The 22,743-nt window shown below is 71.0% G+C and carries 25 protein-coding genes, 4 tRNA genes and 1 pseudogene; 24 read left to right on the top strand and 6 right to left on the bottom strand.

What is annotated here, in order from left to right; translation table 11 throughout:
• Window positions 1-47: 47 nt before the first annotated feature.
• The 10 genes from AB0I16_RS05705 to AB0I16_RS05660 all read left to right on the top strand — a co-directional run bounded on the left by AB0I16_RS05705 (window position 48) and on the right by AB0I16_RS05660 (window position 9,637).
• Window positions 48-1,016 carry a complex I subunit 1 family protein gene (locus AB0I16_RS05705; protein ID WP_363248027.1) on the top strand — a complete coding sequence of 323 codons (969 nt, stop codon included), beginning with the start codon at window positions 48-50 and terminating at the stop codon, window positions 1,014-1,016.
• Window positions 1,016-1,642 (top strand): NADH-quinone oxidoreductase subunit I, encoded by a 627-nt coding sequence (locus AB0I16_RS05700; RefSeq protein ID WP_363248026.1) that lies wholly within the window; start codon window positions 1,016-1,018, stop codon window positions 1,640-1,642. The genes AB0I16_RS05705 and AB0I16_RS05700 overlap by 1 nt, the downstream gene beginning before the upstream one ends.
• Window positions 1,639-2,274 carry an NADH-quinone oxidoreductase subunit J gene (locus tag AB0I16_RS05695; RefSeq protein ID WP_363248025.1) on the top strand — a complete coding sequence of 212 codons (636 nt, stop codon included), beginning with the start codon at window positions 1,639-1,641 and terminating at the stop codon, window positions 2,272-2,274. Before AB0I16_RS05700 ends, AB0I16_RS05695 begins: the two co-directional genes overlap by 4 nt.
• A complete protein-coding gene (gene nuoK / locus AB0I16_RS05690) occupies window positions 2,274-2,660 on the top strand; it encodes an NADH-quinone oxidoreductase subunit NuoK (protein ID WP_363248024.1) in 387 nt (128 codons plus the stop codon). The genes AB0I16_RS05695 and nuoK overlap by 1 nt, the downstream gene beginning before the upstream one ends.
• On the top strand, window positions 2,657-4,648 hold the full coding sequence (locus tag AB0I16_RS05685) for an NADH-quinone oxidoreductase subunit L (protein ID WP_363248023.1): 1,992 nt from the start codon (window positions 2,657-2,659) through the stop codon (window positions 4,646-4,648). Before nuoK ends, AB0I16_RS05685 begins: the two co-directional genes overlap by 4 nt.
• Before the next feature lie 6 nt (window positions 4,649-4,654).
• Complete coding sequence (locus tag AB0I16_RS05680; protein ID WP_363248022.1) at window positions 4,655-6,244, top strand: NADH-quinone oxidoreductase subunit M; 1,590 nt, start codon at window positions 4,655-4,657, stop codon at window positions 6,242-6,244.
• Window positions 6,241-7,773, top strand: coding sequence for an NADH-quinone oxidoreductase subunit N (locus AB0I16_RS05675; protein WP_363248021.1), 1,533 nt, complete (start codon window positions 6,241-6,243; stop codon window positions 7,771-7,773). The genes AB0I16_RS05680 and AB0I16_RS05675 overlap by 4 nt, the downstream gene beginning before the upstream one ends.
• Before the next feature lie 161 nt (window positions 7,774-7,934).
• Window positions 7,935-8,798: a zinc metalloprotease HtpX gene (gene htpX, locus AB0I16_RS05670; protein ID WP_363248020.1), complete on the top strand. Its 864-nt coding sequence runs from the start codon at window positions 7,935-7,937 to the stop codon at window positions 8,796-8,798.
• Window positions 8,795-9,190 (top strand): YccF domain-containing protein, encoded by a 396-nt coding sequence (locus AB0I16_RS05665; RefSeq protein ID WP_363248019.1) that lies wholly within the window; start codon window positions 8,795-8,797, stop codon window positions 9,188-9,190. Before htpX ends, AB0I16_RS05665 begins: the two co-directional genes overlap by 4 nt.
• A 180-nt stretch (window positions 9,191-9,370) precedes the next feature.
• Window positions 9,371-9,637 (top strand): GlsB/YeaQ/YmgE family stress response membrane protein, encoded by a 267-nt coding sequence (locus AB0I16_RS05660; protein ID WP_363248018.1) that lies wholly within the window; start codon window positions 9,371-9,373, stop codon window positions 9,635-9,637.
• A gap of 94 nt (window positions 9,638-9,731) precedes the next feature.
• Here the strand turns inward: AB0I16_RS05660 and AB0I16_RS05655 are convergent, their stop codons facing one another.
• The gene (locus tag AB0I16_RS05655; protein WP_363248017.1) at window positions 9,732-10,220 is read right to left on the bottom strand and encodes a YajQ family cyclic di-GMP-binding protein; all 489 of its coding nucleotides are present in this window, start codon (window positions 10,218-10,220) and stop codon (window positions 9,732-9,734) included.
• Between the two features lie 197 nt (window positions 10,221-10,417).
• On the opposite strand from AB0I16_RS05655, the gene AB0I16_RS05650 reads away from it, so the two are divergent.
• Together AB0I16_RS05650 and AB0I16_RS05645 are read left to right on the top strand one after the other, a co-directional pair.
• A tRNA-Tyr gene (locus AB0I16_RS05650) sits at window positions 10,418-10,499 on the top strand.
• Window positions 10,500-10,581: 82 nt separating this feature from the next.
• Window positions 10,582-10,794, top strand: a complete 213-nt coding sequence (locus tag AB0I16_RS05645) for a hypothetical protein (RefSeq protein WP_363248016.1) — start codon at window positions 10,582-10,584, stop codon at window positions 10,792-10,794.
• Between the two features lie 116 nt (window positions 10,795-10,910).
• On the opposite strand, the gene AB0I16_RS05640 is transcribed toward AB0I16_RS05645, so the two are convergent.
• On the bottom strand, window positions 10,911-11,567 hold the full coding sequence (locus AB0I16_RS05640; RefSeq protein ID WP_363248015.1) for an SDR family oxidoreductase: 657 nt from the start codon (window positions 11,565-11,567) through the stop codon (window positions 10,911-10,913).
• An 81-nt stretch (window positions 11,568-11,648) separates the two neighbouring features.
• On the bottom strand, window positions 11,649-12,947 hold the full coding sequence (locus AB0I16_RS05635; RefSeq protein ID WP_363248014.1) for an amidohydrolase family protein: 1,299 nt from the start codon (window positions 12,945-12,947) through the stop codon (window positions 11,649-11,651).
• A gap of 262 nt (window positions 12,948-13,209) precedes the next feature.
• On the opposite strand from AB0I16_RS05635, the gene AB0I16_RS05630 reads away from it, so the two are divergent.
• The 6 genes and pseudogenes from AB0I16_RS05630 to AB0I16_RS05605 all read left to right on the top strand — a co-directional run.
• Window positions 13,210-13,282: transfer RNA gene (locus AB0I16_RS05630), tRNA-Thr, on the top strand.
• A 47-nt stretch (window positions 13,283-13,329) separates the two neighbouring features.
• Window positions 13,330-13,402, top strand: a tRNA-Met gene (locus AB0I16_RS05625).
• Between the two features lie 88 nt (window positions 13,403-13,490).
• Window positions 13,491-13,655 (top strand): 50S ribosomal protein L33, encoded by a 165-nt coding sequence (rpmG, locus tag AB0I16_RS05620; RefSeq protein WP_003948671.1) that lies wholly within the window; start codon window positions 13,491-13,493, stop codon window positions 13,653-13,655.
• Between the two features lie 85 nt (window positions 13,656-13,740).
• Window positions 13,741-14,205, top strand: a complete 465-nt coding sequence (locus AB0I16_RS05615) for a MaoC family dehydratase N-terminal domain-containing protein (protein WP_062780293.1) — start codon at window positions 13,741-13,743, stop codon at window positions 14,203-14,205.
• Window positions 14,206-14,209: 4 nt separating this feature from the next.
• Window positions 14,210-14,638, top strand: a complete 429-nt coding sequence (locus tag AB0I16_RS05610; protein ID WP_062780294.1) for a MaoC family dehydratase — start codon at window positions 14,210-14,212, stop codon at window positions 14,636-14,638.
• 82 nt (window positions 14,639-14,720) lie between these two features.
• Window positions 14,721-15,794 (top strand): annotated as a pseudogene (locus AB0I16_RS05605) (UDP-N-acetylmuramate dehydrogenase); the annotation flags it as partial.
• Between the two features lie 27 nt (window positions 15,795-15,821).
• On the opposite strand, the gene AB0I16_RS05600 reads toward AB0I16_RS05605, so the two are convergent.
• A complete protein-coding gene (locus tag AB0I16_RS05600; RefSeq protein WP_363248013.1) occupies window positions 15,822-16,454 on the bottom strand; it encodes an NAD(P)H-binding protein in 633 nt (210 codons plus the stop codon).
• Window positions 16,455-16,567: 113 nt separating this feature from the next.
• Here AB0I16_RS05600 and AB0I16_RS05595 point away from each other — a divergent pair, with 113 nt between their 5' ends.
• Complete coding sequence (locus tag AB0I16_RS05595; RefSeq protein ID WP_363248012.1) at window positions 16,568-17,167, top strand: TetR/AcrR family transcriptional regulator; 600 nt, start codon at window positions 16,568-16,570, stop codon at window positions 17,165-17,167.
• On the opposite strand, the gene AB0I16_RS05590 is transcribed toward AB0I16_RS05595, so the two are convergent.
• Entirely contained in the window at window positions 17,157-18,176 is a 1,020-nt protein-coding gene (locus tag AB0I16_RS05590) for an adenosine deaminase (RefSeq protein ID WP_363248011.1), read from the bottom strand. The two genes, AB0I16_RS05595 and AB0I16_RS05590, sit on opposite strands and share 11 nt — an antisense overlap.
• Before the next feature lie 149 nt (window positions 18,177-18,325).
• Window positions 18,326-19,552, bottom strand: a complete 1,227-nt coding sequence (locus AB0I16_RS05585; protein WP_363248010.1) for a pyridoxal phosphate-dependent aminotransferase — start codon at window positions 19,550-19,552, stop codon at window positions 18,326-18,328.
• Between the two features lie 181 nt (window positions 19,553-19,733).
• Here AB0I16_RS05585 and AB0I16_RS05580 point away from each other — a divergent pair.
• The 5 genes from AB0I16_RS05580 to rplA all read left to right on the top strand — a co-directional run bounded on the left by AB0I16_RS05580 (window position 19,734) and on the right by rplA (window position 22,641).
• Window positions 19,734-19,806 (top strand) — tRNA-Trp (locus AB0I16_RS05580).
• Window positions 19,807-19,913: 107 nt separating this feature from the next.
• The gene (secE, locus tag AB0I16_RS05575; RefSeq protein ID WP_062780300.1) at window positions 19,914-20,201 is read left to right on the top strand and encodes a preprotein translocase subunit SecE; all 288 of its coding nucleotides are present in this window, start codon (window positions 19,914-19,916) and stop codon (window positions 20,199-20,201) included.
• Between the two features lie 76 nt (window positions 20,202-20,277).
• Window positions 20,278-21,198, top strand: coding sequence for a transcription termination/antitermination protein NusG (gene nusG / locus AB0I16_RS05570; protein ID WP_363248009.1), 921 nt, complete (start codon window positions 20,278-20,280; stop codon window positions 21,196-21,198).
• Window positions 21,199-21,380: 182 nt separating this feature from the next.
• Window positions 21,381-21,815, top strand: a complete 435-nt coding sequence (gene rplK / locus AB0I16_RS05565; RefSeq protein WP_030782612.1) for a 50S ribosomal protein L11 — start codon at window positions 21,381-21,383, stop codon at window positions 21,813-21,815.
• A 103-nt stretch (window positions 21,816-21,918) separates the two neighbouring features.
• Window positions 21,919-22,641: a 50S ribosomal protein L1 gene (gene rplA, locus AB0I16_RS05560; protein WP_055547823.1), complete on the top strand. Its 723-nt coding sequence runs from the start codon at window positions 21,919-21,921 to the stop codon at window positions 22,639-22,641.
• The last annotated feature ends 102 nt before the right edge of the window (window positions 22,642-22,743 follow it).

The following is a 22,743-nucleotide window of genomic DNA, read 5'->3' as shown; positions in this document are numbered from 1 at the left end:
CAAGGCACCGAAGGCAGCGAAGACACCGGAAAGACCGGAGGCACCGAGTGAACGACGCTCTCGACGTCGCCCTGCGCCTCGTCATCGTCTTCGCGGCGTTCCTGGTCCTGCCCCTGGTCGTCGGCCAGACCGAGCACAAGGTGATGGCCCATATGCAGGGCCGCCTCGGCCCCATGCACGCGGGCGGCTTCCACGGCTGGGCCCAGCTCGTCGCCGACGGCGTCAAGTTCGCCCAGAAGGAAGACGTCGTCCCGGCGGCGGCCGACCGCCGCGTCTTCCAGCTGGCCCCCGCGATCGCCCTCCTGCCCTACCTCCTCGTACTGATCGCGATCCCGCTCGGCCCCGGCGACGGCGCGGTCGGCGAAGTCGTCGACGCGGGCATCTTCTTCGTGCTCGCGGTCATGGGCGTCGGCGTACTCGGCTCGCTCATGGCGGGCTGGGCGAGCGCCAACAAGTTCTCCCTCCTCGGCGGCCTCCGCACCGCCGCCCAGCTCCTCGCCTACGAACTCCCGATGCTGCTCGCCGCCGCCTCGGTGGCGATGGCGGCGGGCACGGTCTCCCTGCCGGGCATCGTGGACGCCTTCGAGTGGTGGTGGCTGCCCTGGCAGATCGTCGGCGCCCTCGTCTTCTTCGTCGCGGGCCTCGCCGAACTCCAGCGCCCGCCCTTCGACATGCCGGTAGCCGACTCCGAGATCATCTTCGGTGCCTACACCGAGTACACCGGGCTGCGCTTCGCCCTGTTCCTCCTCGCCGAGTACGCCGGGATCGTCGTCCTGTGCGGTCTGACCACCGTCCTCTTCCTGGGCGGCTGGCACGGCCCGTGGGGCGCCGACGGCCTCGGCTGGGTCTGGACCCTGCTCAAGACGGCCGTCCTCGCCTTCGTCGTGATCTGGCTGCGCGTGTCCTACCCCCGTCTCCGTGAGGACCAGCTCCAGAAGCTCGCCTGGACCCTGCTCATCCCCCTCGCCCTGGCGCAGATCGCGCTGACCGGCATCGTGAAGGTGGCGATCAACTGATGTCCCCGATCCCAGGGTCGGGCCTGGCCAAGGGCCTCGCCGTCACCCTCCGCACGATGACGCGGAAGACCGTCACCGAGCAGTACCCCGAGGCCCAGCCCGAACTGCCGCCGCGCACCCGCGGCGTCATCGGCCTCTTCGAGGAGAACTGCACGGTCTGCATGCTGTGCGCCCGCGAGTGCCCCGACTGGTGCATCTACATCGACTCCCACAAGGAGACGGTGCCGCCCGCCGCCCCCGGCGGACGCGAGCGCAGCCGCAACGTCCTCGACCGCTTCGCCATCGACTTCGCCCTCTGCATGTACTGCGGTATCTGCATCGAGGTCTGCCCCTTCGACGCCCTCTTCTGGTCACCGGAGTTCGAGTACGCCGAGACCGACATCCACGAACTCACCCACGAGCGCGACAAGCTCCGCGAGTGGATGTGGACGGTCCCCGCACCGCCGGCCCTCGACCCCGCCGCCGAGGAACCGAAGGAAGTCGCCGCCGCCCGCAAGACCGCCGACAAACTGGCCGCCGCCGAAGCCGCCGGAGCCGCCGGTGCTGCGGGGGCCGCCGGGGCCGCCGAGCCGGCCCCGCGGCCGTCCGCCGGCGACAAGCCCGAGCCGCAGGAAGGTGAGTCGTGAGCTCCGCAGCAGCCACCGCGGCGACAGCCGCCGCGACCGCGGAGAGCCACGGTTTCCTCTCCCCGACCGGCGTCGAGATCGCCTTCCTCCTGGTCGGCCTCGTCACCCTCGGCGCGGCGGTCATCACCGTCACCACCCGGCAGCTCGTGCACGCCGCCCTGTGGCTCGTGGTGGCGCTCGGCGGCCTCGCCGTCGAGTACCTCCTGCTCACCGCGGAGTTCATCGCCTGGGTGCAGGTCCTCATCTACGTCGGTTCCGTCGTCGTACTCCTCCTCTTCGGTCTGACGCTCACCAAGGCCCCCATCGGCCGCTCCCCGGACGCCGACTCGGGCAACCGCCCTGTCGCCCTCGCCGTGGCCCTCCTCGCAGCCGCCGCCCTGGTCTGGGTCGTCGTGGACGCGTTCCGCACCACGGTGATCGACCTGGACGGCGCCGCCCAGGGCTCCACCGACGTGACGGGTTCGGTCCTCTTCCGGCACTGGGTGCTCCCCTTCGAGGCGCTCTCGGTCCTCCTCCTCGCGGCCCTGATCGGCGCGATCGTCCTGTCCCGCAAGAAGGCCGCCGAGGACACCGCCGCGAGCCCCGCCACCGACCCCCACGAGGACGCGCCGACCCCGGAAGGTGACCGCTGATGCACCTCCATCTCGCCTACCCCGCCGTCCTGGCCGTCCTCCTCTTCTGCGTCGGCGTCTACGGCGTCCTCGCCCGCCGCAACGCGATCCTGGTCCTGATGTCCGTCGAGCTGATGCTCAACGCCGTCAACCTCAACCTCGTCGCCTTCGACGTCTGGCTCCGCGACTCCCTCCACGCCGGCCAGGCCCTGACCCTCTTCACCATCGCCATCGCCGCCGCCGAGATCGGCATCGGCCTGGCGATCGTCCTCGCGGTCTACCGCAACCGCGGCAGCTCCGCCGTCGACGAACTCCGCGACACCGCCGAGGGCACCGCCGAAGAGCCCGACCCGGCGCAGGAGCCGCGGCCGGCGACGCCGTCGCAGAAGGCTGAGGCCACCGCGTGACCACGACCACCCTCGCCGTCCTCGTCCCCCTCCTGCCGTTCCTCGGCGCGGTGGCCGGCCTGCTGCTCGGCCGCCGTGTCCCCGGTCTCGTACGTCCCCTCGCGGTCCTGCCCACGCTGACGGCGCTGCTGCTCGCCGTGCTCGTGGCCGTCCGCCAGGGCGGCGGCCGGGCCGTCGACGCCGCCACCGAACTCACGCCGACCGGCTCGGTCCCCGTCGAACTCGCCCTGCACATCGACGGCTTCGCCGCCCTCGTCGCCGTCCTGGTCGGCGTCGTCGCCTCCTGCGTGCAGATCTACTCGACGGGCTACCTGCGCGAGGACCCGCGCTACGCCTCGTACGCCGCTCTCGTCTCCCTCTTCACCTCCGCGATGCTGCTCGTCGTCTACTCCGGCGACCTGATGGTGCTCCTGGTCGGCTGGGAGATCATGGGCATCTGCTCGTACTTCCTCGTCGGCCACTACTGGGAGACGCCCGAGGCGCGCGCCGCCTCCCTCAAGGCCTTCCTGGTCACCAAGCTGGGCGACGTCCCCTTCCTGATCGGCCTGTTCGCGCTCGCCGCGGACACCGGCTCCTTCCGCGTCACGACGATCCTCGCGAGGGTCGCGGACGGCGGCCTCGACCACCCCACGCCGATCGCCCTGCTGCTCCTGGCGGGCGTGGCGGGCAAGTCCGCGCAGTTCCCGCTGCACACCTGGCTGCCCGACGCGATGGCGGGCCCCACGCCCGTCTCCGCGCTGATCCACGCCGCGACGATGGTCGCGGCCGGTGTCTACTTCGTGGCCCGGCTCCTCCCCGTCTTCGCCACCTCCGGCGCGGCCCTGGTCGTCCTCGCCGTCATGGCCGCCGTCACCATGGCCGGTTCGGCCGCCGCCGCGCTCGCCCAGGACGACATCAAGCGCGTCCTCGCCTACTCGACGATCGGCCAGCTCGGCTACATGACCGGTGCCCTCGCCGTCGGCGACCGCGGCGCCGCCGTCTTCCACCTCCTGTCCCACGGCGCCTTCAAGGCGCTGCTGTTCCTCGCGGCGGGCGTGATCATCCACGCGGCCGGCACCAACTCGCTGGCCGCCATGTCCCGGATGAAGGGCCTGCGCGACCGCGTCCCCGACGCCTACTGGACGATGACCGTGGCGCTCCTCGCGCTCGCCGCGATCCCGCCGTTCAGCGGCTTCTTCTCCAAGGAGGCCGTGCTCGGCGCCGCCGAGCACACGGCCACGGGCCACACCGCCGCGCCCACCGCCGCGGGCTGGACCGTGCTCGTCGCCGGCCTGCTTGCCGCCCTCCTCACCGCCGCGTACGCGACGCGCCTGTGGCTGCTCACCTTCCACGGCAGGGGAACCGAGGCCCCCGACCACGGCAGGCAGCCCGTCGCGATGACGGCCGTGCTCTGGGTCCTCGCGATCCCCTCTCTCGCGTTCGGTCTCACCGTCGGTGTGCTGCCTGACTGGTTCGACGGCGGCTCGCTCACCCCGACGCTCACGACCTCCGTCCTCGGCACGGGCCTCGCGCTCGTCGGCGCCCTCGTCACCTACGGCGCCTGGCGGCACACCACCACGCTCGCCGCGCGCGTCCCGATGGGCGCCGTGGCCGCGAGCCCGGACGGTGACGGGGGAGTGGTCGAGGCGGAGGCCATCGCCACCCACCGGCCCGCCTACGGAGACGTGGCGTCCGCCGCCGACCCGGCCGACCCCGGCCGTCTGCTGCTCGGCCCCCTGCACCGCCACGCCGCGGCCGGCTTCCGGCTCGACGCCGTCTACACCGTCCTGTTCGTCCGCCCGGTCCAGGCCGCGGCGCGCCTCGTGCGCTTCCTCGACCGCGAGGTCGTCGACACGTACGTACGTGGCGCGGGCACCGCACCCCGCTGGCTCGGCGCGGCCGTCCGGCGCGCGCAGACCGGCAACGTGCAGACCTATCTGAGCGCGCTGCTCGCAGGCACGGTCGTCCTGGCCGTCGCCGCCGTCCTCGTCGCCACCGCCGGAGCGTGAGCAGCCGTGATCGGTATCAGTGAGTCCGTGATGCAGTTCCTTCTGGCGTTGACCGTCGTCGGCCCGCTCATCGGCGCGGTGGCCGCTCTCCTGCCCGCCCCGCCCGGACTGAAGGGGAAGTCACCGGACCAGGCGGTCCTGCGGCACGGCGTGTCCGTGACGGCAGCGATCCTCATCGCCGCACTCGTCCTGGCGCTCGCCTTCGACCACGACCATCCGGCGAAGATGCAGGCCACGACCGATATCAGCTGGATTCCCGCACTCGACGTGCGCATCCACCTCGGCATCGACGGCATCTCGCTCCCCCTCCTGGTCCTGACCGCGCTGCTGACCTTCCTCTGCGCGCTCTACTCCTACTTCAAGCCGCCCGCGGGGCCGTCCCCGAAGGCGTTCGTCGCCCTGCTCCTCGTGCTTGAGTCCGGCACCCTCGCGTCCTTCGCCGTCCTCGATCTGCTGCTGTTCTTCCTGGCGTTCGAGATGGTGCTCATCCCGATGTACTTCCTCATCGGCCGCTGGGGCGGCGAGCAACGGACCCGGGCGGCCTGGAAGTTCATCCTGTACACGCTGCTCGGCTCCGTCGTGATGCTGCTGGGCCTCCTCCTCGTCGGGCTGAGGTCCGGCACATTCGACATGGTGGCACTCGCCACTGACAACGGCCGGGGGCTGAGCACATCCGTGCAGGTCATCGCCGTTCTGGCGATCGGGATCGGGCTCGCGGTCAAGACGCCGATGTGGCCGCTGCACAGCTGGCTGCCCGACGCCCACACCGCCGCGCCGACCGTCGGCTCGGTCCTGCTGGCCGGCGTACTGCTGAAGATGGGTACGTACGGGTTCGTCCGGATCGTCCTGCCCATCGCCCCCGACGGGATGCGGGAGTTCGCGCCGTACCTCGCCGCCTTCGCGGTCGTCGGGATCATCTACGGGTCCCTCGCCTGCCTCGCGCTCGCCAAGCAGGGCGCGAAGGGCGACCTCAAGCGCCTCATCGCGTACTCGTCCGTCGGCCACATGGGCTTCGTCCTGCTCGGCATCGCGACGATGAGCCCGACCGGCGTGAACGGCGCGCTGTTCGCCAACGTCGCCCACGGCCTCATCACCGGCCTGCTCTTCTTCCTCGTCGGCGCGTTGAAGGACCGCACCGGCACCACCGACCTCGACGCGCTCGCGCGGGAGTCGGGCGCCGCCCTCTACGGCAGGGCGCCCCGCCTCGGCGGCCTGCTCGCCTTCGGTGCCGTCGCCTCCCTCGGACTGCCGGGCCTCGCCGGGTTCTGGGGCGAGATGCTGGCACTGTTCGGCGCGTTCGAGCCCGCCGACGGCCTCAGCCGCCCCGCCTTCCTCACCTTCATGGCGATCGCCGCCCTCGGCACCCTGCTCACCGCCGCGTACCTGCTCATCGTGGTACGCCGTGTCTGCATGGGCCCGATGCCGCGGGCCGGCGCCGGGCCCGCGCCCGAGGCGCTCCCCGACGTCCACGCCCACGAGTTCGCCGCGTGGACCCCGCTCGTCGCCCTCACCGTCCTCGCCGGGCTCTGGCCCGCGGCACTCCTCGGCCTGACCGACCCGGCCGTGCAGAAGCTCCTCACTGGAGGCAAGTCGTGACCGTGGCCGCCGAAAGCGCTGCAAGCCTGGTCCAGTCCGTCGACTGGCTCGCCATCGCGCCGCCGACCATCGCCGCGGTCGTCGGCCTCGTCGTACTCGTCGCCGACCTCTTCCTGGGCGACGCCAGGAAGGCGCTGCTCGGCTGGATCTCCGTGGCGGGCCTCGCCGCGGCGGCGCTCGCCCTGCTGCCCCTCCTCGAAGAGGACCGCTCGACCTTCTGCCTCACCGGCGGCTCCACGCACGCGTGCAGCTACACCGCCGACCGCTTCACCCTCGTCATCCAGCTCCTCGTCCTCGGCGGCGCACTCCTGGCCGCCCTGCTCTCCCTGAGCACCCTCAAGGACTCGGCGAAGGAACTGCCCGCGGGGGAGTACTGGTTCCTGCTGCTCTCCTCCGCGGCCGGCGCCGCCCTGCTGCCCGCCTCCCGCGACCTCGCCACGCTCATCGTCGCCCTGGAGGTCGCCTCCCTGCCCGCCTTCGCGCTCGTCGGCCTCAGGTACGGCGACAAGCGCTCCTCCGAAGCGGCCCTGAAGTTCTTCCTCTCGTCGGTCACAGCGACCGCCGTCAGCCTCATGGGCGTCAGCTTCGTGTACGCGGCCACCGGCACCCTGCACCTCACCGAGATCGCCGCCGAGCTGGACAAGGTCGACGGCCAGCTCCACACGCTCGCCCAGACCGGCGTCGCCCTGACCCTGGTCGGCTTCGCCTTCAAGGTGGCGGCCGTCCCCTTCCACTTCTGGGTGCCCGACACCTACGTGGGCGCGCCCCTGCCCGTCGCCGCCTACCTCTCCGTCGTGGGCAAGGCCGTCGGCTTCACCGGGCTCATCCTCGTCACCGTCGTCGCCTTCCCCTCGTACGCGGACGTCTGGGGTCCCGCGCTCGCCGTCCTCGCCGCGCTCACCATGACCGCGGGCAACGTCGCGGCCCTGCGGCAGCGGACCACGCGCGCGTACAGCGCGGTCCGCCTCCTCGCGTGGTCCTCCGTGGGCCAGGCCGGCTACCTCCTGGTGCCGATCGCCGCCGCCGGCTACGCCGACGAACCCGCCGACGCCGAACGGGCCATCGGCTCCACCGTGGCGTACGCCCTGATGTACGCGGCGGTGAACCTCGGAGCCTTCGCGGTGGCCGCCCTCGTCGGCCGCACCCAGCGGCTGAACCGCGTCAGCGACTACCGCGGCCTGTACGCGCGCAGCCCGCTCGCCGCCCTCGTCCTCGGCTTCTTCCTGCTCTGCCTCGCGGGCCTGCCGCCCGGCATCATCGGCCTCTTCGCGAAGGTCACGGTCTTCTCGGCCGCGGTCGACGCGGGCCTCGGCTGGCTCGCCGTGGTGATGGCGGTGAACGTGGTGATCGCGCTCTTCTACTACCTCCAGTGGACGGCGCTGCTCTTCCGCGCCCCCGAGGGCGAACCGGTGAGGCACCGGGTCCCCGCGCCCCTCACCGCCGCCATCGCGGTGACCGCGGTCCTCGGCGTCGCGCTCTCCGGTGCGCCCCAGCTCGTCCTGAGGTTCTCGGACACGGGCCTGTTCTGACGCGGTCCGCGCGGCCGTCACCCGCGCGGCCCACGGCGCTCCCCCGCGCACAAGGGAACTAGTGCTCCCCGCCTGGCGTTGACCAGTACGGGAGGGTCCACTGAACAGTGGAAGCACCAGTCAGCAGAGGGTTCCCCCACGCACCACCAGGAGGGCGTACCGTGCACCGCCGGCACAACGGGTTGAAGACCGCCGTACTCCTCGGGGGACTGTCCGCGCTCATCCTCGTCATCGGCAGTTTCTTCGGGCGTACGGGACTGATCGTCGCGCTCTTCGTGGCGCTCGGCACCAATGCGTACGCCTACTGGAACAGCGACAAGCTGGCCCTGCGCGCGATGCGGGCCCGCCCGGTCAGCGAATTCGAGGCCCCCGGGCTCTACCGCATGGTCCGCGAGCTCTCCACCCAGGCCCGTCAGCCCATGCCCCGCCTGTACATCTCCCCCACGGAGGCCCCGAACGCCTTCGCGACCGGCCGCAACCCGCGCAACGCCGCCGTGTGCTGCACGGACGGCATCCTGCGGCTCCTGGACGAGCGCGAGCTGCGCGGCGTCATCGGCCACGAGCTCAGCCATGTCTACAACCGCGACATCCTGATCTCCTCGGTCGCCGGCGCCCTCGCCTCCGTGATCATGTTCCTGGTCAACTTCGCCTGGCTGATCCCGGTCGGCCGCTCGAACGACAACGAAGGACCCGGCATCTTCGGCATGCTCCTGATCATGCTGCTCGGACCGATGGCGGCCTCCGTCATCCAGCTCGCGATCAGCCGCTCCAGGGAGTACGAGGCCGACGCCTCCGGCGCGCAGCTGACCGGCGATCCGCTGGCTCTCGCCAGTGCCCTGCGCAAACTCGACGCGGGGACGAAGCAACTGCCGCTGCCGCCGGAGCCGCGTCTTGAGACGGCGAGCCACATGATGATCGCCAACCCCTTCCGCCCGGGGCAGGGCATGTCCAAGATGTTCTCGACACATCCGCCCATGGCGGAGCGCATCGCCCGACTCGAGCAGATGGCAGGTCGTCACCAGTGAAGACAATTCTGAACGTCATATGGCTCGTCCTGTGCGGCTTCTGGATGTTCCTCGCCTACCTCCTCGCGGGGGCGCTGCTCTGCATCACGGTCATCGGCATCCCCTTCGGCCTGGCGAGCTTCCGCATCGGCCGCTATGCCCTGTGGCCCTTCGGCTACACGGCGGTCGAGCGCCGCGACGCGGGCGCGCCCTCCTGCGTGGGCAACGTCCTGTGGCTGGTCCTCGCGGGCTGGTGGCTCGCGATCGGCCACATCGTCACGGGCGTGCTCCTGTGCGTCACGATCATCGGCATCCCCCTGGGCATCGCCAACTTCAAGCTGATACCGGTGTCCCTGCTGCCGCTCGGCCGCGAGATCGTCCGCACGGACCAGCCGTTCGCCGCGCGCCACTAGAGCCCGCCGGAAGCCGAAGCGCGCCGCGGCAGCCGGAGCCGTGTGCCATGCGTGGCCGTGTGCCGTGCCCGGCCGTGTGTCGCGCACCTCATGCCCTACCGCAACCGCGTTCGTCCGTACGCGCGTCCTACAGGACAACAGCGCACAAAAGCTCATCGCGCGGGAAAGGCAGGGCTCCGTATGGGCATCGTCAGTTGGATCGTTCTGGGACTGCTCGCGGGCGCCGCCGCCAAACTGCTGTTGCCCGGACGGGACCCGGGCGGCTTCATCGGCACGACCGTCATCGGCATCGCGGGCGCCTTCATCGGCGGCTGGCTCTCCGCCCGCTACCTCGACCGCCCGATCGACGCGCACTTCTACGACGGCGCCACGTGGGCGGCGGCCATCGGCGGCTCGCTCGTCCTGCTGGTCGGCTACCGCATCCTCTTCGGCCACTCGCGCCGCTGAGCGGCGATTTCCCCGACTGCGGCCAGCAGCAAGGGCGGGCACCCGGACCGGGTGCCCGCCCTGGTCGTCGTACGACGGCCTCGCGCGGCCGTGCTTACCGGTAGTTCACGAACTGCAGGGCGAAGTCGAAGTCCTGCCCCTTGAGGAGCGCCTGTACGGCCTGCAGGTCGTCACGGCTCTTGGAGCTGACCCGCAGCTCGTCGCCCTGGACCTGCGCCTTGACGCCCTTCGGGCCCTCATCACGGATGATCTTGGCGACCTTCTTCGCGTTCTCCTGGGAGATGCCCTCCTCGATCGAGGCGAAGATCTTGTACTCCTTGCCGGAGAGCTGCGGCTCGCCGGCGTCGAGCGCCTTCAGCGAGATGCCGCGCTTGACCAGCTTGGACTCGAAGACATCGAGGATCGCCTTGACCCGCTCCTCGCCGCTCGCCTCCATCAGGATCTTCTCCCCGGACCACGAGATCGAGGCGCCGGTGCCCTTGAAGTCGTAGCGCTGCGAGATCTCCTTGGCGGCCTGGTTGAGGGCGTTGTCGACCTCCTGCCGCTCGACCTTCGAGACGATGTCGAAACTGGAGTCGGCCATGTCCTGTGGCTCCTTGTATCGGGGTCTGCGTACTCAGCGGATACACGGCCCGCCTGACGCCGGCCGCATCCGCAAAGCCTAGCCACAGCCCCCGCGAGGAGCGCTGATCAATCAGGTGGCGAAGCACCCCTGTGCATCAGGTATCGTTTACGTCGTTGCCACGGAGCGCCGCGCGAGCGGAGTGAGGCAGCAAACCCGGCGGTGTGCCCGAGCGGCCAAAGGGAGCAGACTGTAAATCTGCCGGCTCAGCCTTCCCAGGTTCGAATCCTGGCGCCGCCACATGAAGGTAAACCCCCTCCGAACTGCGGAAACGCAGGGCGGAGGGGGTTTCTTCGTGTGCGGCGGGCGCAGAATGGTCAGCATGTCGTCCCGTCGCAGAAGCTGCCCGGAGTGCCGCCGTGAGATCGCCGTCGTCGGGGGACGGTTCGCCCGTCACGACCCGCCGGGGCCGCGTGCCTCGGGCGAGCTGGTCTCCTGCCCGGGCTCCCGCAGGCAGGCGCCGCTGGGTGCCGCGCAGCCCGCTCTCGACGGCTACGCGGTCCCCGAGACTCCGGGGCAGCTTCCGCTCTTCTGAACGGCCCCAGGGCGCTCAGGGCGCCTCCACACGGCCTCGGGCGCCTTCAGGCACCCCCAGGGCCCCCAGGCGCCTCCTGGCATCCGACCCGCGGCGGGAGGGCCCGATGCGGTGCCTCAGTTGCCCGCGATCGACTTGACCGCCACCGACACCGGCACCGAGCCGCTCACCAGCTCCAGCGTCAGGCCCGCCGTCGCCGACGTCTCCAGGAGTTCCGCCAGCACCGCGGCGACGTCGTCCCGCGGGACGGGCCCACGGCCCGTCAAGGCCTCCAGGCGCACGAGGCCCGTGCCCGCGTCGTCCGTCAGCATCCCGGGACGCAGGATCGTCCAGTCGAGGCCCGCACGCGCGCGTACGTTGGCGTCCGCCTCGCCCTTGGCCCTCAGGTAGGCGTCGAAGACCTCGTCGCCCCGGTGCTCCGGGTCGGCGCCCATGGACGACACGACGATGTACCGCCGCACGCCCGCGCGTTCCGCCGCGTCCGCGAAGAGCACGGCCGCCCCGCGGTCCACGGTGTCCTTGCGGTCGGCGCCGCTGCCCGGACCCGCGCCCGCCGCGAAGACGGCCGCGTCGGCCCCGCGCAGCCGGTCCGCGACCTCGTCGACCGAGGCCGACTCCAGGTCGCACAGGACCGGTTCGGCGCCGGCCGCGCGGAGGTCGTCCCCCTGCCCGGCGTCGCGGATCAGCCCGGCGACCTCGTCACCGCGCGCGGCGAGCAGCCGCTCAAGCCGCAGCGCGATCTGACCGTGTCCTCCAGCGATGACAATGCGCATGCTTCCGACCGTACGGCAGCGTGGCCGGGATCGCCGTGCACGCCCGCCCCGGCCCGCGCGTCCCCGCCCCGCGGAAGCCGCTCAGGACGTCTCGCCACCCCTGGACCGTCCCGGCTCGTTCCCCGTCCCCTGGGCGCGCCCCTGGCGCGGCAGGTCCAGGGCCACGGCCGCCGCCGAGTCGCAGTACTCCCGTACCGCGCTGGTCCGCGCCACCACGCGCCCCCGGTGCACCACGACACGGCTGTACGCGAGCGAGAGCGCCCCCGCCAGGCGGGCCCCCCGCACCGCGAGCAGTTCGGCGGGGAAGCCCGCCTCGACCCGCACCTCCGGCAGGCCCATGGCCGCCCGCGCCGCCCCGCTCACCGCGTCGTAGGCGTCCTCGGGGCGCAGTCCGTACCGCGAGGCCAGCAGGTAGGCGGCCTCCAGCGGGTCCCCTCGGCCCACGGTGTTCGACGCGTCACGCATGGCCCCGCTGCCCGCGGCGACCCGCACCCCCGCCGCGCGCAGCAGCCGCACGGGGGCCTCGCCGTGCCGTTCGGAGTTCGCGCATCCGCCCTGCGGCAGGCAGACCACCGTCACACCGGCCGCGGCGAGCTGCTCGGCGGTGCGGGACGCCACGTCCCTCGGCAGCCGGCCGAGCCCGCCGCAGGGGCCCACCGTGACGCCGGCACGCAGGCCGCCCGCCATGGCGGCCAGCCGGCCGAGGCGGGCGGGGTCGGCGCCGTCCGTGTGGAGGTCGACGGGGCAGCCGTGCTCGGCGGCGAGTTCGAGGACCGCCTCCGCGTACCCGGTCGGATCGGGGTCGAGATCCGGACAACCGCCCACTACGGAGGCGCCCATCTTCACCGCGTCCCGCAGCATCGCGAGCCCGTCGGCCCCCGCGACGCCGGTCAGCAGCCGCGGCACCGCGACCGCCGCCAGGTCGACGAGGCCCCGCAGGGAACGCCGCGCCTGGAGCACGGCCTCCATCGGGCCGAGCCCCTGGACGTCGCCGATGCGCACATGGGACCGCAGGGCGGTCGCGCCGTGCCCGAGCTGCAGCAGGGCGGCCTCGGTGGCGCGGCGCTGCACGTCGGGCACGTCGTACGAGACGGGGCCCGGCACCTCGGCGGAGAGCGCCGTGTCGCCGTGCGCGTGCGGCTCGGCGGCGGCCGGCAGCAGGAGGTAGCCGCCGAGGTCCACGCGCGTGCCGTGCGCGGTCAGGCTGCCGGCCGTGCCGACCGCCTCGATGTGCCCGCCACCGAGCCGGACGTCCACCGTGCGTCCGTCGGTGAGCCGGGCACCGCAGAGCAGCAGGGAGCCGGAGTCGGCCGCCGGGTCCGGGCCGAACGGGCCAGGGGAGCCGGAGGAGTGGGGCTGCTGCGGCTGGCTGTCGGGCATCGCACTCCTGGGGTCGTGGCGGCTGCTGTGGATTCGGGTGGCTGCTGTGGATGCGGGGGCGTCAAGATCACGCAGCGTGTGCCGAGCCTAGGACGGCGGCAGGTCCGCTTCGAGGAGGAGCGCAATAGTCGTACCGGTGTGGTGCGACGGTACGGATGAGGCGTTCAGGGGCTCCTGAGCCGACTCCCCGGATGGCGGCGGAGAGCCGCCGGGAATCGGATTTGGGCGATCGGCGGCCGACCGTGTAATGTCTTCATCGCTCGCCCCAATAGCTCAGTCGGTAGAGCGTCTCCATGGTAAGGAGAAGGTCTGCGGTTCGATTCCGCATTGGGGCTCTGATGTCGAGTGATCCTCGCTTTCGGGCGAGGGGATCCGGCATCGCAGCGGTGTAGCTCAGTCGGTAGAGCAAGCGGCTCATAATCGCTGTGTCACCGGTTCAAGTCCGGTCACCGCTACTGCTGGTAGCCGATTGTGGGGTCGGTCCTTCGATCGGCTACTCTTGTATGCGTTCATCCGTCCATCCGTCCGTCAAGGAGCACTCACGTGGCTGCCACCGACGTCCGCCCGAAGATCACGCTGGCCTGCGTGGAGTGCAAGGAGCGGAACTACATCACCAAGAAGAACCGGCGTAACAACCCGGACCGTCTTGAGATGAAGAAGCACTGCCCGCGCTGCAACGCGCACACTGCGCACCGCGAAACGCGCTAAACACAGGCTCGCACCCGAGGCCGTCCCCGATTGTGGGGGCGGCCTCGTGTCGTTCACTCAACCAACCACAGGAGGTACCGAGTCCATGGCGCTCGACCAGTCCTTCGTGGGGCGGTCCTATCCGCCCACCGATCCTTATGAGGTCGGCCGGGAGAAGATCCGCGAGTTCGCCGAGGCGGTGGGCGACGCCAATCCCGCGTACACCGACGCGAAGGCCGCCGAGGCGCTCGGTCACCCCGATGTGATCGCTCCGCCGACTTTTGTGTTCGCGATCACTTTCAAGGCCGCGGGCCAGGTAATCGAGGACCCGCAGCTCGGGCTCGATTACAGCCGGGTGGTGCATGGCGACCAGAAGTTCGCCTATACCCGCCCGGTGCGCGCGGGCGACAGGCTTTCGGTCACGTCGACCATCGAGAACATCAAGACGCTCGCGGGCAACGAGATCATCGACATTCGCGGCGAGGTCCACGACGAGGCCGGCGAGCATGTGATGACCGCCTGGACCAAGCTCGTCGCGCGCGCGGCGGAGCCCGCGGAAGAGGGGGCCTGAGGCGATGACGGCGAAGATTTCCTACGGTGACGTCGAGGTCGGCACCGAGCTGCCGCCGCAGAGCTTCCCCGTGACGCGCGCCACACTCGTGCGGTACGCGGGGGCGTCAGGGGACTTCAACCCGATCCACTGGAACGAGAAGTTCGCGGTCGAGGTCGGTCTCCCCGACGTCATCGCGCACGGCATGTTCACCATGGCCGAGGCGATCCGTGTGGTGACCGACTGGGTGGGCGACCCCGGGGCGATCGTCGAGTACGGCGTGCGCTTCACCAAGCCCGTCATCGTCCCCAACGACGACCAGGGCGCCACCATCGAGGTCAGCGCCAAGGTCGCGGAGAAGCTGGACGGCAACCGCGTCCGGGTCGACCTCCTCGCGCGGAGCGCGGGTCTGAAGGTCCTCGGCATGTCGCGGGCGGTCGTGCAGCTGGCCTGACGGCCGGGGCCCAGCGGCGGTCACGGTCCTCCGCGCAGCTGCGGGTAAGGGGCGTTCTCCATAGAGAGCGCCCCTTACGCGATCTCGTACTCTTGAGCACGTGCAGGAACTCCATGACGCCCCGCTCGCCCCGCTGACGACCTTCCGTCTCGGCGGCCCCGCGACCCGCCTGATCACCGCGACGACCGACGCCGAAGTGGTCGAAGCCGTCCGTGAAGCCGACGCATCCGGAACCCCGCTGCTGCTCATCGGCGGTGGCTCGAACCTGGTCATCGGTGACAAGGGCTTCGACGGCACCGCCCTGCGCATCGCCACCAAGGGCTTCGAACTCGACGGCACGAGGCTTGAGCTGGCCGCGGGCGAAGTCTGGACGGACGCGGTCGAGCGCACCGTGGACGCCGGTCTCGCGGGCATCGAGTGCCTGGCCGGAATCCCCGGCTCCGCCGGCGCGACGCCGATCCAGAACGTGGGGGCGTACGGCCAGGAGGTCTCGTCGACGATCACCGAAGTGATCGCTTACGACCGGAAGGCCCATGAGACGGTCGTGATTCCGAACGCCGAGTGCGACTTCTCGTACCGGCACAGCCGCTTCAAGGCCGAAGCCGACCGTTACGTGGTCCTGCGGGTCCGCTTCGAGCTTGAGGACGCGGGCGGGATGAGCGCCCCCCTCAAGTACCCGGAGACGGCACGCGCGCTCGGCGTGGAGGCGGGCGACCGGGTGCCCGCGGCGGCGGCGAGGGAGACCGTCCTGAAGCTGCGGGCGGGCAAGGGCATGGTGCTCGACCCCGAGGACCACGACAGCTGGTCGGCCGGGTCGTTCTTCACCAACCCGATCCTCACCGAGGAGCAGTTCGCCGCGTTCCACGCGCGCGTGGCGGACCGCCTCGGCCCGGACGTCACGCCGCCCGGCTTCCCGGCCGGCGACGGGCGCGTGAAGACCTCCGCCGCCTGGCTCATCGACAAGGCGGGCTTCACCAAGGGCTACGGAGAGGGCCGGGCGCGCATCTCCACCAAGCACACCCTGGCCCTCACCAACCGCGGCGGAGCGACCACCGAGGACCTCCTGGCGCTGGCCCGCGAGGTCGTCGCCGGGGTCCGGGACGCCTTCGGGATCACGCTGGTCAACGAGCCCGTGACGGTGGGCGTCAGCCTGTAGGGCGGGCGACCGGGCCCGGTACCGGGCTCAGTACGCCACCCCGACCCCCTGCTTCACCGTCGCCGGGTCGCCCACCATCGCCAGCATGGCGTGCGCGACATCGGCCCGGCCGATGAAGCGCCCCTGGCGCGGGGTGCCGCCGACGACCTTGCGGTAGGTGCCCGTCACGGGCTTGTCCTGGAGCCTCGGCGGCCGGACCGTCGTCCAGTCCGCGGCGCTGCGGGCCAGCTCGGCCTCCATGGCCCGCAGATCGTCGTAGACGCCCTTGAAGACCGCGCCGACCAGCGTGAGCATCGCCCGGTCGGCGAGCGGCTGCCGGACCGCGGGCGGGCCGACGGGGGCGGCGCTGACCACGAGAATCCTGCGCACCGCCTCGGCGTCCATCGCCCGCAGGACGGACCGCGTGAGCCTGGTGGCGACCCCGGCGTCCGCGCGCCCGCGCGCGCCCAGCCCGGACAGGACCGCGTCCCGCCCCGCCACCGCCGCACGGAGCGCCTCGGGGTCCGCGAGGTCGGCCGGGAACACCTCCAAACCCGCTCCCTCGGCCGTGAGCCGGGCGGGGTCGCGCACCACGGCCGTGACCCGGTGCCCCGCCGTGAGGGCCTGCCTGACGATCTCTCCGCCGACACCGCCGGTCGCACCGAACACCGTGAGCTTCATGGCTCGTCCTCCCCGAGTGGGTACGTGTGGGGTGAATACCGGGTGGGTAAGTATTCACTCACCCCTAGGGTGGGTAAGCACTCACTCACTCGTCAAGTCTGGTTGGACGACACATGCAGCAGAAGCCCACCCGGGCCCGCATCCTGGACGCCGCACACGACCTGATGCTGACTCTCGGCCTCTCCCGCGCCACCACCAAGGAGATCGCCAGGGCAGCCGGCTGCTCCGAGGCCGCGCTCTACAAGCATTTCGCGAACAAGGAGGAGCTCTTCGTGAGCGTCCTCCAGGAGCGGCTGCCCGGGCTCGGCCCGCTGCTGCAGCGCCTCACCGAGGAGCCGGGGGAGCGCACCGTGGAGGAGAACCTCACCGAGATCGCCCGCCTGGCCACCGGTTTCTACGCCGAGAGCTTCCCCATCGCCGCGTCCCTGTACGCCGAGACCAAGCTCAAGCGCCGCCATGAGGACGCGCTCCAGAAGATGGGCAAGGGACCCCACGTCCCCATCGAGGCCCTGGACGGCTACCTCCGCGCCGAGCGCGACGCCGGCCGCATCGCCCCCGGCGCCGACACCTTCGCGGCCGCCTCACTGCTCCTCGGCGCCTGCGCGCAGCGCGCCTTCGCCTACGACGCCGTGCTCGGCAAGCGTCCGCCGCAGTCCGCCGAGGAGTTCGCCGCGGCCCTCGCGCGCACCCTCCTCGCCGGCATCAGCCGCTGAGCCACGCGTCGATCCCGGCCAGCAGCCGCTCCCGCACGTCCGCGGGCGCGGCCGAGCCGCGGACCGACTGCCGGGCCAGCTCGGCGAGCTCGGCGTCGTCGAAGCCGTGGTGCTCGCGCGCGATCTCGTACTGGGCGGCGAGCCGCGAACCGAAGAGCAGCGGGTCGTCCGCGCCCAGCGCCATCGGCACCCCGGCGTCGAAGAGGGTCCGCAGCGGCACGTCCTCGGGCTTCTCGTAGACGCCGAGGGCGACGTTGGACGCCGGGCAGACCTCGCACGTCACGCCGCGGTCCGCGAGCCGCTTCAGGAGCCGCGGGTCCTCGGCGGCCCGCACCCCGTGACCGATCCGCGCCGCGTGCAGGTCGTCGAGGCAGTCCCGCACCGAAGCGGGTCCCGTCAGCTCGCCGCCGTGCGGTGCCGCGAGGAGCCCGCCCTCCCGCGCGATGGCGAAGGCCCGGTCGAAGTCGCGTGCCATGCCGCGGCGTTCGTCGTTGGAGAGCCCGAAGCCGACGATGCCGCGGTCGGCGTACCGCACCGCGAGCCGCGCCAGCGTGCGGGCGTCCAGAGGGTGCTTCATGCGGTTCGCGGCGACCAGGACGCGCATCCCGAGGCCCGTCTCCCGCGAGGCGTCCTCGACCGAGTCCAGGATGATCTCCAGGGCCGGGATCAGACCGCCGAGCCGCGGCGCGTACGAGGTCGGGTCGACCTGGATCTCCAGCCACCCCGAGCCGTCCCGCAGATCCTCCTCCGCGGCCTCGCGCACCAGGCGCCGGATGTCCTCCGGCTCACGCAGGCAGGAGCGCGCGGCGTCGTAGAGCCGCTGGAAGCGGAACCAGCCGCGCTCGTCGGTGGCCCGCAGCTTCGGCGGTTCGGCGCCGGTCAGCGCGTCCGGGAGGCGCACCCCGTACTTGTCGGCCAGGTCCAGCAGGGTCGCGGGCCGCATCGATCCGGTGAAGTGCAGGTGCAGATGGGCCTTGGGCAGCTCTCTTACGTCTCGTACACGCTCCATTGGAGGATCTTGCCGTACGCGCGGCGTGTCCCGGAAGCGGCTTCCACCTTCGTGCCCTTGCCCGAACGGAGGAGCGGGCCGCCCCTCCGCAGGAGAGACGGCCCGCACACGCGCGTGGAGCGCGATTCCCGCGAGGCGGGTCAATACACCTAGTCGCGCGCCTCGGCCAGCAGCTTCTGGACGCGCGACACGCCCTCGACGAGGTCCTCGTCACCGAGCGCGTACGACAGGCGCAGGTAGCCCGGCGTCCCGAAGGCCTCGCCGGGGACCACCGCGACCTCGGCCTCCTCCAGGATCAGCGCGGCGAGCTCGACGGAGTCCCGCGGGCGCTTGCCGCGGATCTCCTTGCCGATCAGGCCCTTCACCGAGGGGTAGGCGTAGAAGGCGCCCTCGGGCTCGGGGCAGACCACGCCCTCGATGTCGTTGAGCATCCGCACGATGGTCTTGCGGCGCCGGTCGAAGGCCTCGCGCATCGCGTCGACGGCCTCCAGGTCCCCCGAGACCGCGGCGAGGGCGGCGGCCTGGGCGACGTTGGAGACGTTCGACGTGGCGTGCGACTGGAGGTTCGTCGCGGCCTTCACGACGTCCTTCGGGCCGATGATCCAGCCGACCCGCCAGCCGGTCATCGCGTACGTCTTGGCGACGCCGTTGACCACGACGCACTTGTCGCGCAGCTCGGGCAGGAGCGCGGGGAGCGAGGTGAACTTCGCGTCTCCGTAGACGAGGTGCTCGTAGATCTCGTCGGTCATGACCCACAGGCCGTGCTCGACGGCCCAGCGGCCGATCGCCTCGGCGTCGGCCTCGCTGTAGACGGCACCCGTGGGGTTCGACGGCGACACGAAGAGCACCATCTTGGTGCGCTCGGTGCGGGCGGCCTCCAGCTGCTCGACCGAGACGCGGTAGCCGGTGGTCTCGTCGGCGACGACCGGGACCGGGACACCGCCGGCGAGACGGATCGACTCCGGGTACGTCGTCCAGTACGGGGCCGGGACGATGACCTCGTCACCCGGGTCGAGGATCGCGGCGAACGCCTCGTAGATGGCCTGCTTGCCGCCGTTGGTGACGAGGATCTGCGCGGGGTCCACCTCGTACCCCGAGTCGCGCAGGGTCTTCGCGGCGATCGCGGCCTTGAGCTCGGGGAGGCCCCCGGCCGGCGTGTAGCGGTGGAACTTCGGGTTCCTGCAGGCCTCGACGGCCGCCTCGACGATGTAGTCAGGAGTGGGGAAGTCGGGCTCACCCGCGCCGAAGCCGATCACCGGACGCCCGGCGGCCTTGAGGGCCTTGGCCTTGGCGTCGACGGCGAGGGTCGCGGACTCGGAGATCGCGCCGATGCGCGCGGACACCCGGCGCTCGGTCGGAGAAGTTGCAGCGCTCATGACCCCATCGTTCCAGACCCGAAACGGGCCCGGTGCGGGGGTTTCCCGGAGCATCGCCACCGATTCTGTTCGACGGAGCGCCGCGGACCACGTACACTCACTGCTCGTTGGCCCTCACCGGCCGCACCCTCTCGACGCACTCCGTGCACATGGGCGGATGCGGTAGGTTGGGGGAAATCAAAGGGTCGTAGCTCAATTGGTAGAGCACTGGTCTCCAAAACCAGCGGTTGGGGGTTCAAGTCCCTCCGGCCCTGCTACACACTCCTTCGCCAGGATGTGTGCGCATGTACGTACTGCAATGCACCGCCGTGCGGCTCAACCGGGCGCGGCACGGCCACGACCCGGAATCAGGTGAGGACGAGTGACGGACGCCGTGGGCTCCATCGACAAGCCTGATGCCCAGGACGAGGCGGCGGAGTCCAAGAGGAAGGCCCGCAAGGGCGGCAAGCGCGGCAAGAAGGGCCCCTTCGGCCGTCTCGCGCTCTTCTACCGCCAGATCATCGCGGAGCTCCGCAAGGTCGTCTGGCCGACTCGCAGTCAGCTCACGACCTACACCACAGTGGTGATTGTCTTCGTCGTCATCATGATCGGTCTCGTGACCGTGATTGACTATGGCTTCAGCCACGCTGTCAAGTACATCTTCGGCTGAGCCGAGAGCGAAGGGCGCCGTTCCCGGCGCCCCTATTCGCGTGTTCCACCCATGTATCCAGGAAGAAGCAGCCACCGTGTCTGACCCGAACCTGAACGACGCCATTGAGCCTCGCGGCGGGCAGGATGCCGAGTCCGTCGAGGACGAGCTCGACATCGTCGAGGCGGCGGACGCCGAGGAGCCGGATCAGGCCGAGGCGGCCGACGCCGCCGCTGGCGACGCCGCCGAAGAGGCCGCCGTCCACCTGGAGGGTGACGCGGAGGCCGCTGCCGAGTCCGACGAGGACGCGGGCGCGGACGCCGAGGCGGACACCGCCGACGAGGACACCGCCGACGAGGACGCCGCCGACGAGGAGACCGTCGAAGAGGAGTCCGAGCCGGTCGACCCGATCGCCGCCCTGCGCGAGGAGCTCCGCACCCTCCCCGGCGAGTGGTACGTCATCCACACGTACGCCGGTTACGAGAACCGCGTGAAGACCAACCTTGAGCAGCGCGCCGTCTCGCTCAACGTCGAGGACTTCATCTTCCAGGCCGAGGTGCCGCAGGAAGAGGTCGCCCAGATCAAGAACGGCGAGCGCAAGACCATCCGCCAGAACAAGCTCCCCGGCTACGTGCTGGTGCGCATGGACCTGACGAACGAGTCCTGGGGCGTCGTCCGCAACACCCCCGGCGTCACCGGCTTCGTGGGCAACGCCTACGACCCGTACCCGCTGACCCTGGACGAGATCGTCAAGATGCTCGCCCCCGAGGCCGAGGAGAAGGCCGCCCGCGAGGCCGCCGAGGCCGAGGGCAAGCCGGCTCCGGCCCGCAAGGTCGAGGTCCAGGTGCTCGACTTCGAGGTGGGCGACTCGGTCACCGTCACCGACGGTCCGTTCGCGACGCTGCAGGCGACGATCAACGAGATCAACGCCGACTCGAAGAAGGTCAAGGGCCTCGTCGAGATCTTCGGCCGCGAGACCCCGGTCGAGCTGAGCTTCGACCAGATCCAGAAGAACTGATCCACGAGGTCCCCGCGACCTCTGGAACATACGCCTCCGACCAGGTCAGACGGGCTGCGAAAGCCGGTCTGACCTGCTCGGTTTTTAGCTGCACGACCATACCCGTTATCGTTGTGCGGTATGCCTCCATCCGGATGACCGGACGGTTGGCTGAAAACTCTCACTAGGACCCGGAGAGAGCAATGCCTCCCAAGAAGAAGAAGGTCACGGGGCTCATCAAGCTCCAGATCCAGGCCGGCGCCGCCAACCCGGCTCCGCCGGTCGGCCCCGCGCTGGGCCAGCACGGCGTCAACATCATGGAGTTCTGCAAGGCCTACAACGCCGCGACCGAGTCGCAGCGTGGCTGGGTGATCCCGGTGGAGATCACGGTTTACGAGGACCGCTCCTTCACCTTCATCACCAAGACGCCGCCGGCCGCCAAGATGATCCTGAAGGCCGCTGGTGTCGAGAAGGGCTCCGGCGAGCCCCACAAGACCAAGGTCGCCAAGGTCACCGAGGCGCAGATCCGCGAGATCGCGCAGACCAAGATGGAAGACCTCAACGCCAACGACCTGGACGCCGCGTCGAAGATCATCGCCGGCACCGCCCGTTCCATGGGCATCACGGTCGAGGGCTGAGACCCTTCCCCGTCCGGCCGTTCTCGGTCTGACCTTTCTCAGTGGCAGGGCCAAGCGCTGGCCCGCACCACGACTCCATACCTGAACCAACACAGGAGCAGAAGTGAAGCGCAGCAAGACTCTCCGCGCTGCGGACGCCAAGATCGACCGGGAGAAGCTGTACGCCCCGCTCGAGGCCGTCCGTCTCGCCAAGGAGACCTCCTCGACCAAGTTCGACGGCACCGTCGAGGTCGCCATGCGCCTGGGTGTCGACCCGCGCAAGGCCGACCAGATGGTCCGCGGCACCGTGAACCTCCCGCACGGCACCGGCAAGACCGCCCGGGTCCTGGTCTTCGCGACCGGTGACCGTGCTGCGGCCGCGGAAGCCGCTGGAGCCGACATCGTCGGCGCCGACGAGCTCATCGACGAGGTCGCGAAGGGCCGCCTGGACTTCGACGCCGTCGTCGCCACCCCGGACCTCATGGGCAAGGTCGGCCGCCTCGGCCGCGTGCTCGGTCCGCGTGGTCTGATGCCGAACCCGAAGACCGGCACCGTGACCCCCGATGTCGTGAAGGCTGTCAACGACATCAAGGGCGGCAAGATCGAGTTCCGCGTCGACAAGCACTCGAACCTGCACTTCATCATCGGCAAGGTGTCCTTCGACGACACCAAGCTGGTGGAGAACTACGCCGCGGCCCTGGAGGAGATCCTCCGTCTGAAGCCGTCGGCCGCCAAGGGCCGCTACATCAAGAAGGCCGCCATCGCCACCACGATGGGCCCCGGCATCCCGCTGGACTCGAACCGCACCCGCAACCTCCTCGTCGAGGAGGACCCGGCCGCCGTCTGATCCTGACGGCAGCCGCGTCGCGCACGCGTTCTGTGGACGGGCCCCGCAACCTTTCGAGGTGCGGGGCCCGTCCTGTTTGCGTACGGACACACGGATGCACGG

Source organism: Streptomyces sp. NPDC050703 (assembly GCF_040654435.1).
In the GTDB taxonomy this organism is placed as follows: domain Bacteria; phylum Actinomycetota; class Actinomycetes; order Streptomycetales; family Streptomycetaceae; genus Streptomyces.
Note: the sequence above shows the minus strand (reverse complement) of the source record. Positions and strands in the feature narration are given on the sequence as shown.

What these genes read in the sequence shown, in the direction of transcription:
- AB0I16_RS05590 (WP_363248011.1), bottom strand. Translation starts at nt 18,176, where the DNA reads ATGGAGCGTGTACGAGACGTAAGAGAGCTGCCCAAGGCCCATCTGCAC.
- AB0I16_RS05635 (WP_363248014.1), bottom strand. Translation starts at nt 12,947, where the DNA reads ATGCCCGACAGCCAGCCGCAGCAGCCCCACTCCTCCGGCTCCCCTGGC.
- AB0I16_RS05610 (WP_062780294.1), top strand. Translation starts at nt 14,210, where the DNA reads ATGACGGCGAAGATTTCCTACGGTGACGTCGAGGTCGGCACCGAGCTG.
- AB0I16_RS05600 (WP_363248013.1), bottom strand. Translation starts at nt 16,454, where the DNA reads ATGAAGCTCACGGTGTTCGGTGCGACCGGCGGTGTCGGCGGAGAGATC.
- AB0I16_RS05615 (WP_062780293.1), top strand. Translation starts at nt 13,741, where the DNA reads ATGGCGCTCGACCAGTCCTTCGTGGGGCGGTCCTATCCGCCCACCGAT.
- AB0I16_RS05660 (WP_363248018.1), top strand. Translation starts at nt 9,371, where the DNA reads ATGGGCATCGTCAGTTGGATCGTTCTGGGACTGCTCGCGGGCGCCGCC.
- AB0I16_RS05655 (WP_363248017.1), bottom strand. Translation starts at nt 10,220, where the DNA reads ATGGCCGACTCCAGTTTCGACATCGTCTCGAAGGTCGAGCGGCAGGAG.
- AB0I16_RS05640 (WP_363248015.1), bottom strand. Translation starts at nt 11,567, where the DNA reads ATGCGCATTGTCATCGCTGGAGGACACGGTCAGATCGCGCTGCGGCTT.
- AB0I16_RS05645 (WP_363248016.1), top strand. Translation starts at nt 10,582, where the DNA reads ATGTCGTCCCGTCGCAGAAGCTGCCCGGAGTGCCGCCGTGAGATCGCC.
- rplK (WP_030782612.1), top strand. Translation starts at nt 21,381, where the DNA reads ATGCCTCCCAAGAAGAAGAAGGTCACGGGGCTCATCAAGCTCCAGATC.
- AB0I16_RS05700 (WP_363248026.1), top strand. Translation starts at nt 1,016, where the DNA reads ATGTCCCCGATCCCAGGGTCGGGCCTGGCCAAGGGCCTCGCCGTCACC.
- AB0I16_RS05585 (WP_363248010.1), bottom strand. Translation starts at nt 19,552, where the DNA reads ATGAGCGCTGCAACTTCTCCGACCGAGCGCCGGGTGTCCGCGCGCATC.
- nuoK (WP_363248024.1), top strand. Translation starts at nt 2,274, where the DNA reads ATGCACCTCCATCTCGCCTACCCCGCCGTCCTGGCCGTCCTCCTCTTC.
- AB0I16_RS05595 (WP_363248012.1), top strand. Translation starts at nt 16,568, where the DNA reads ATGCAGCAGAAGCCCACCCGGGCCCGCATCCTGGACGCCGCACACGAC.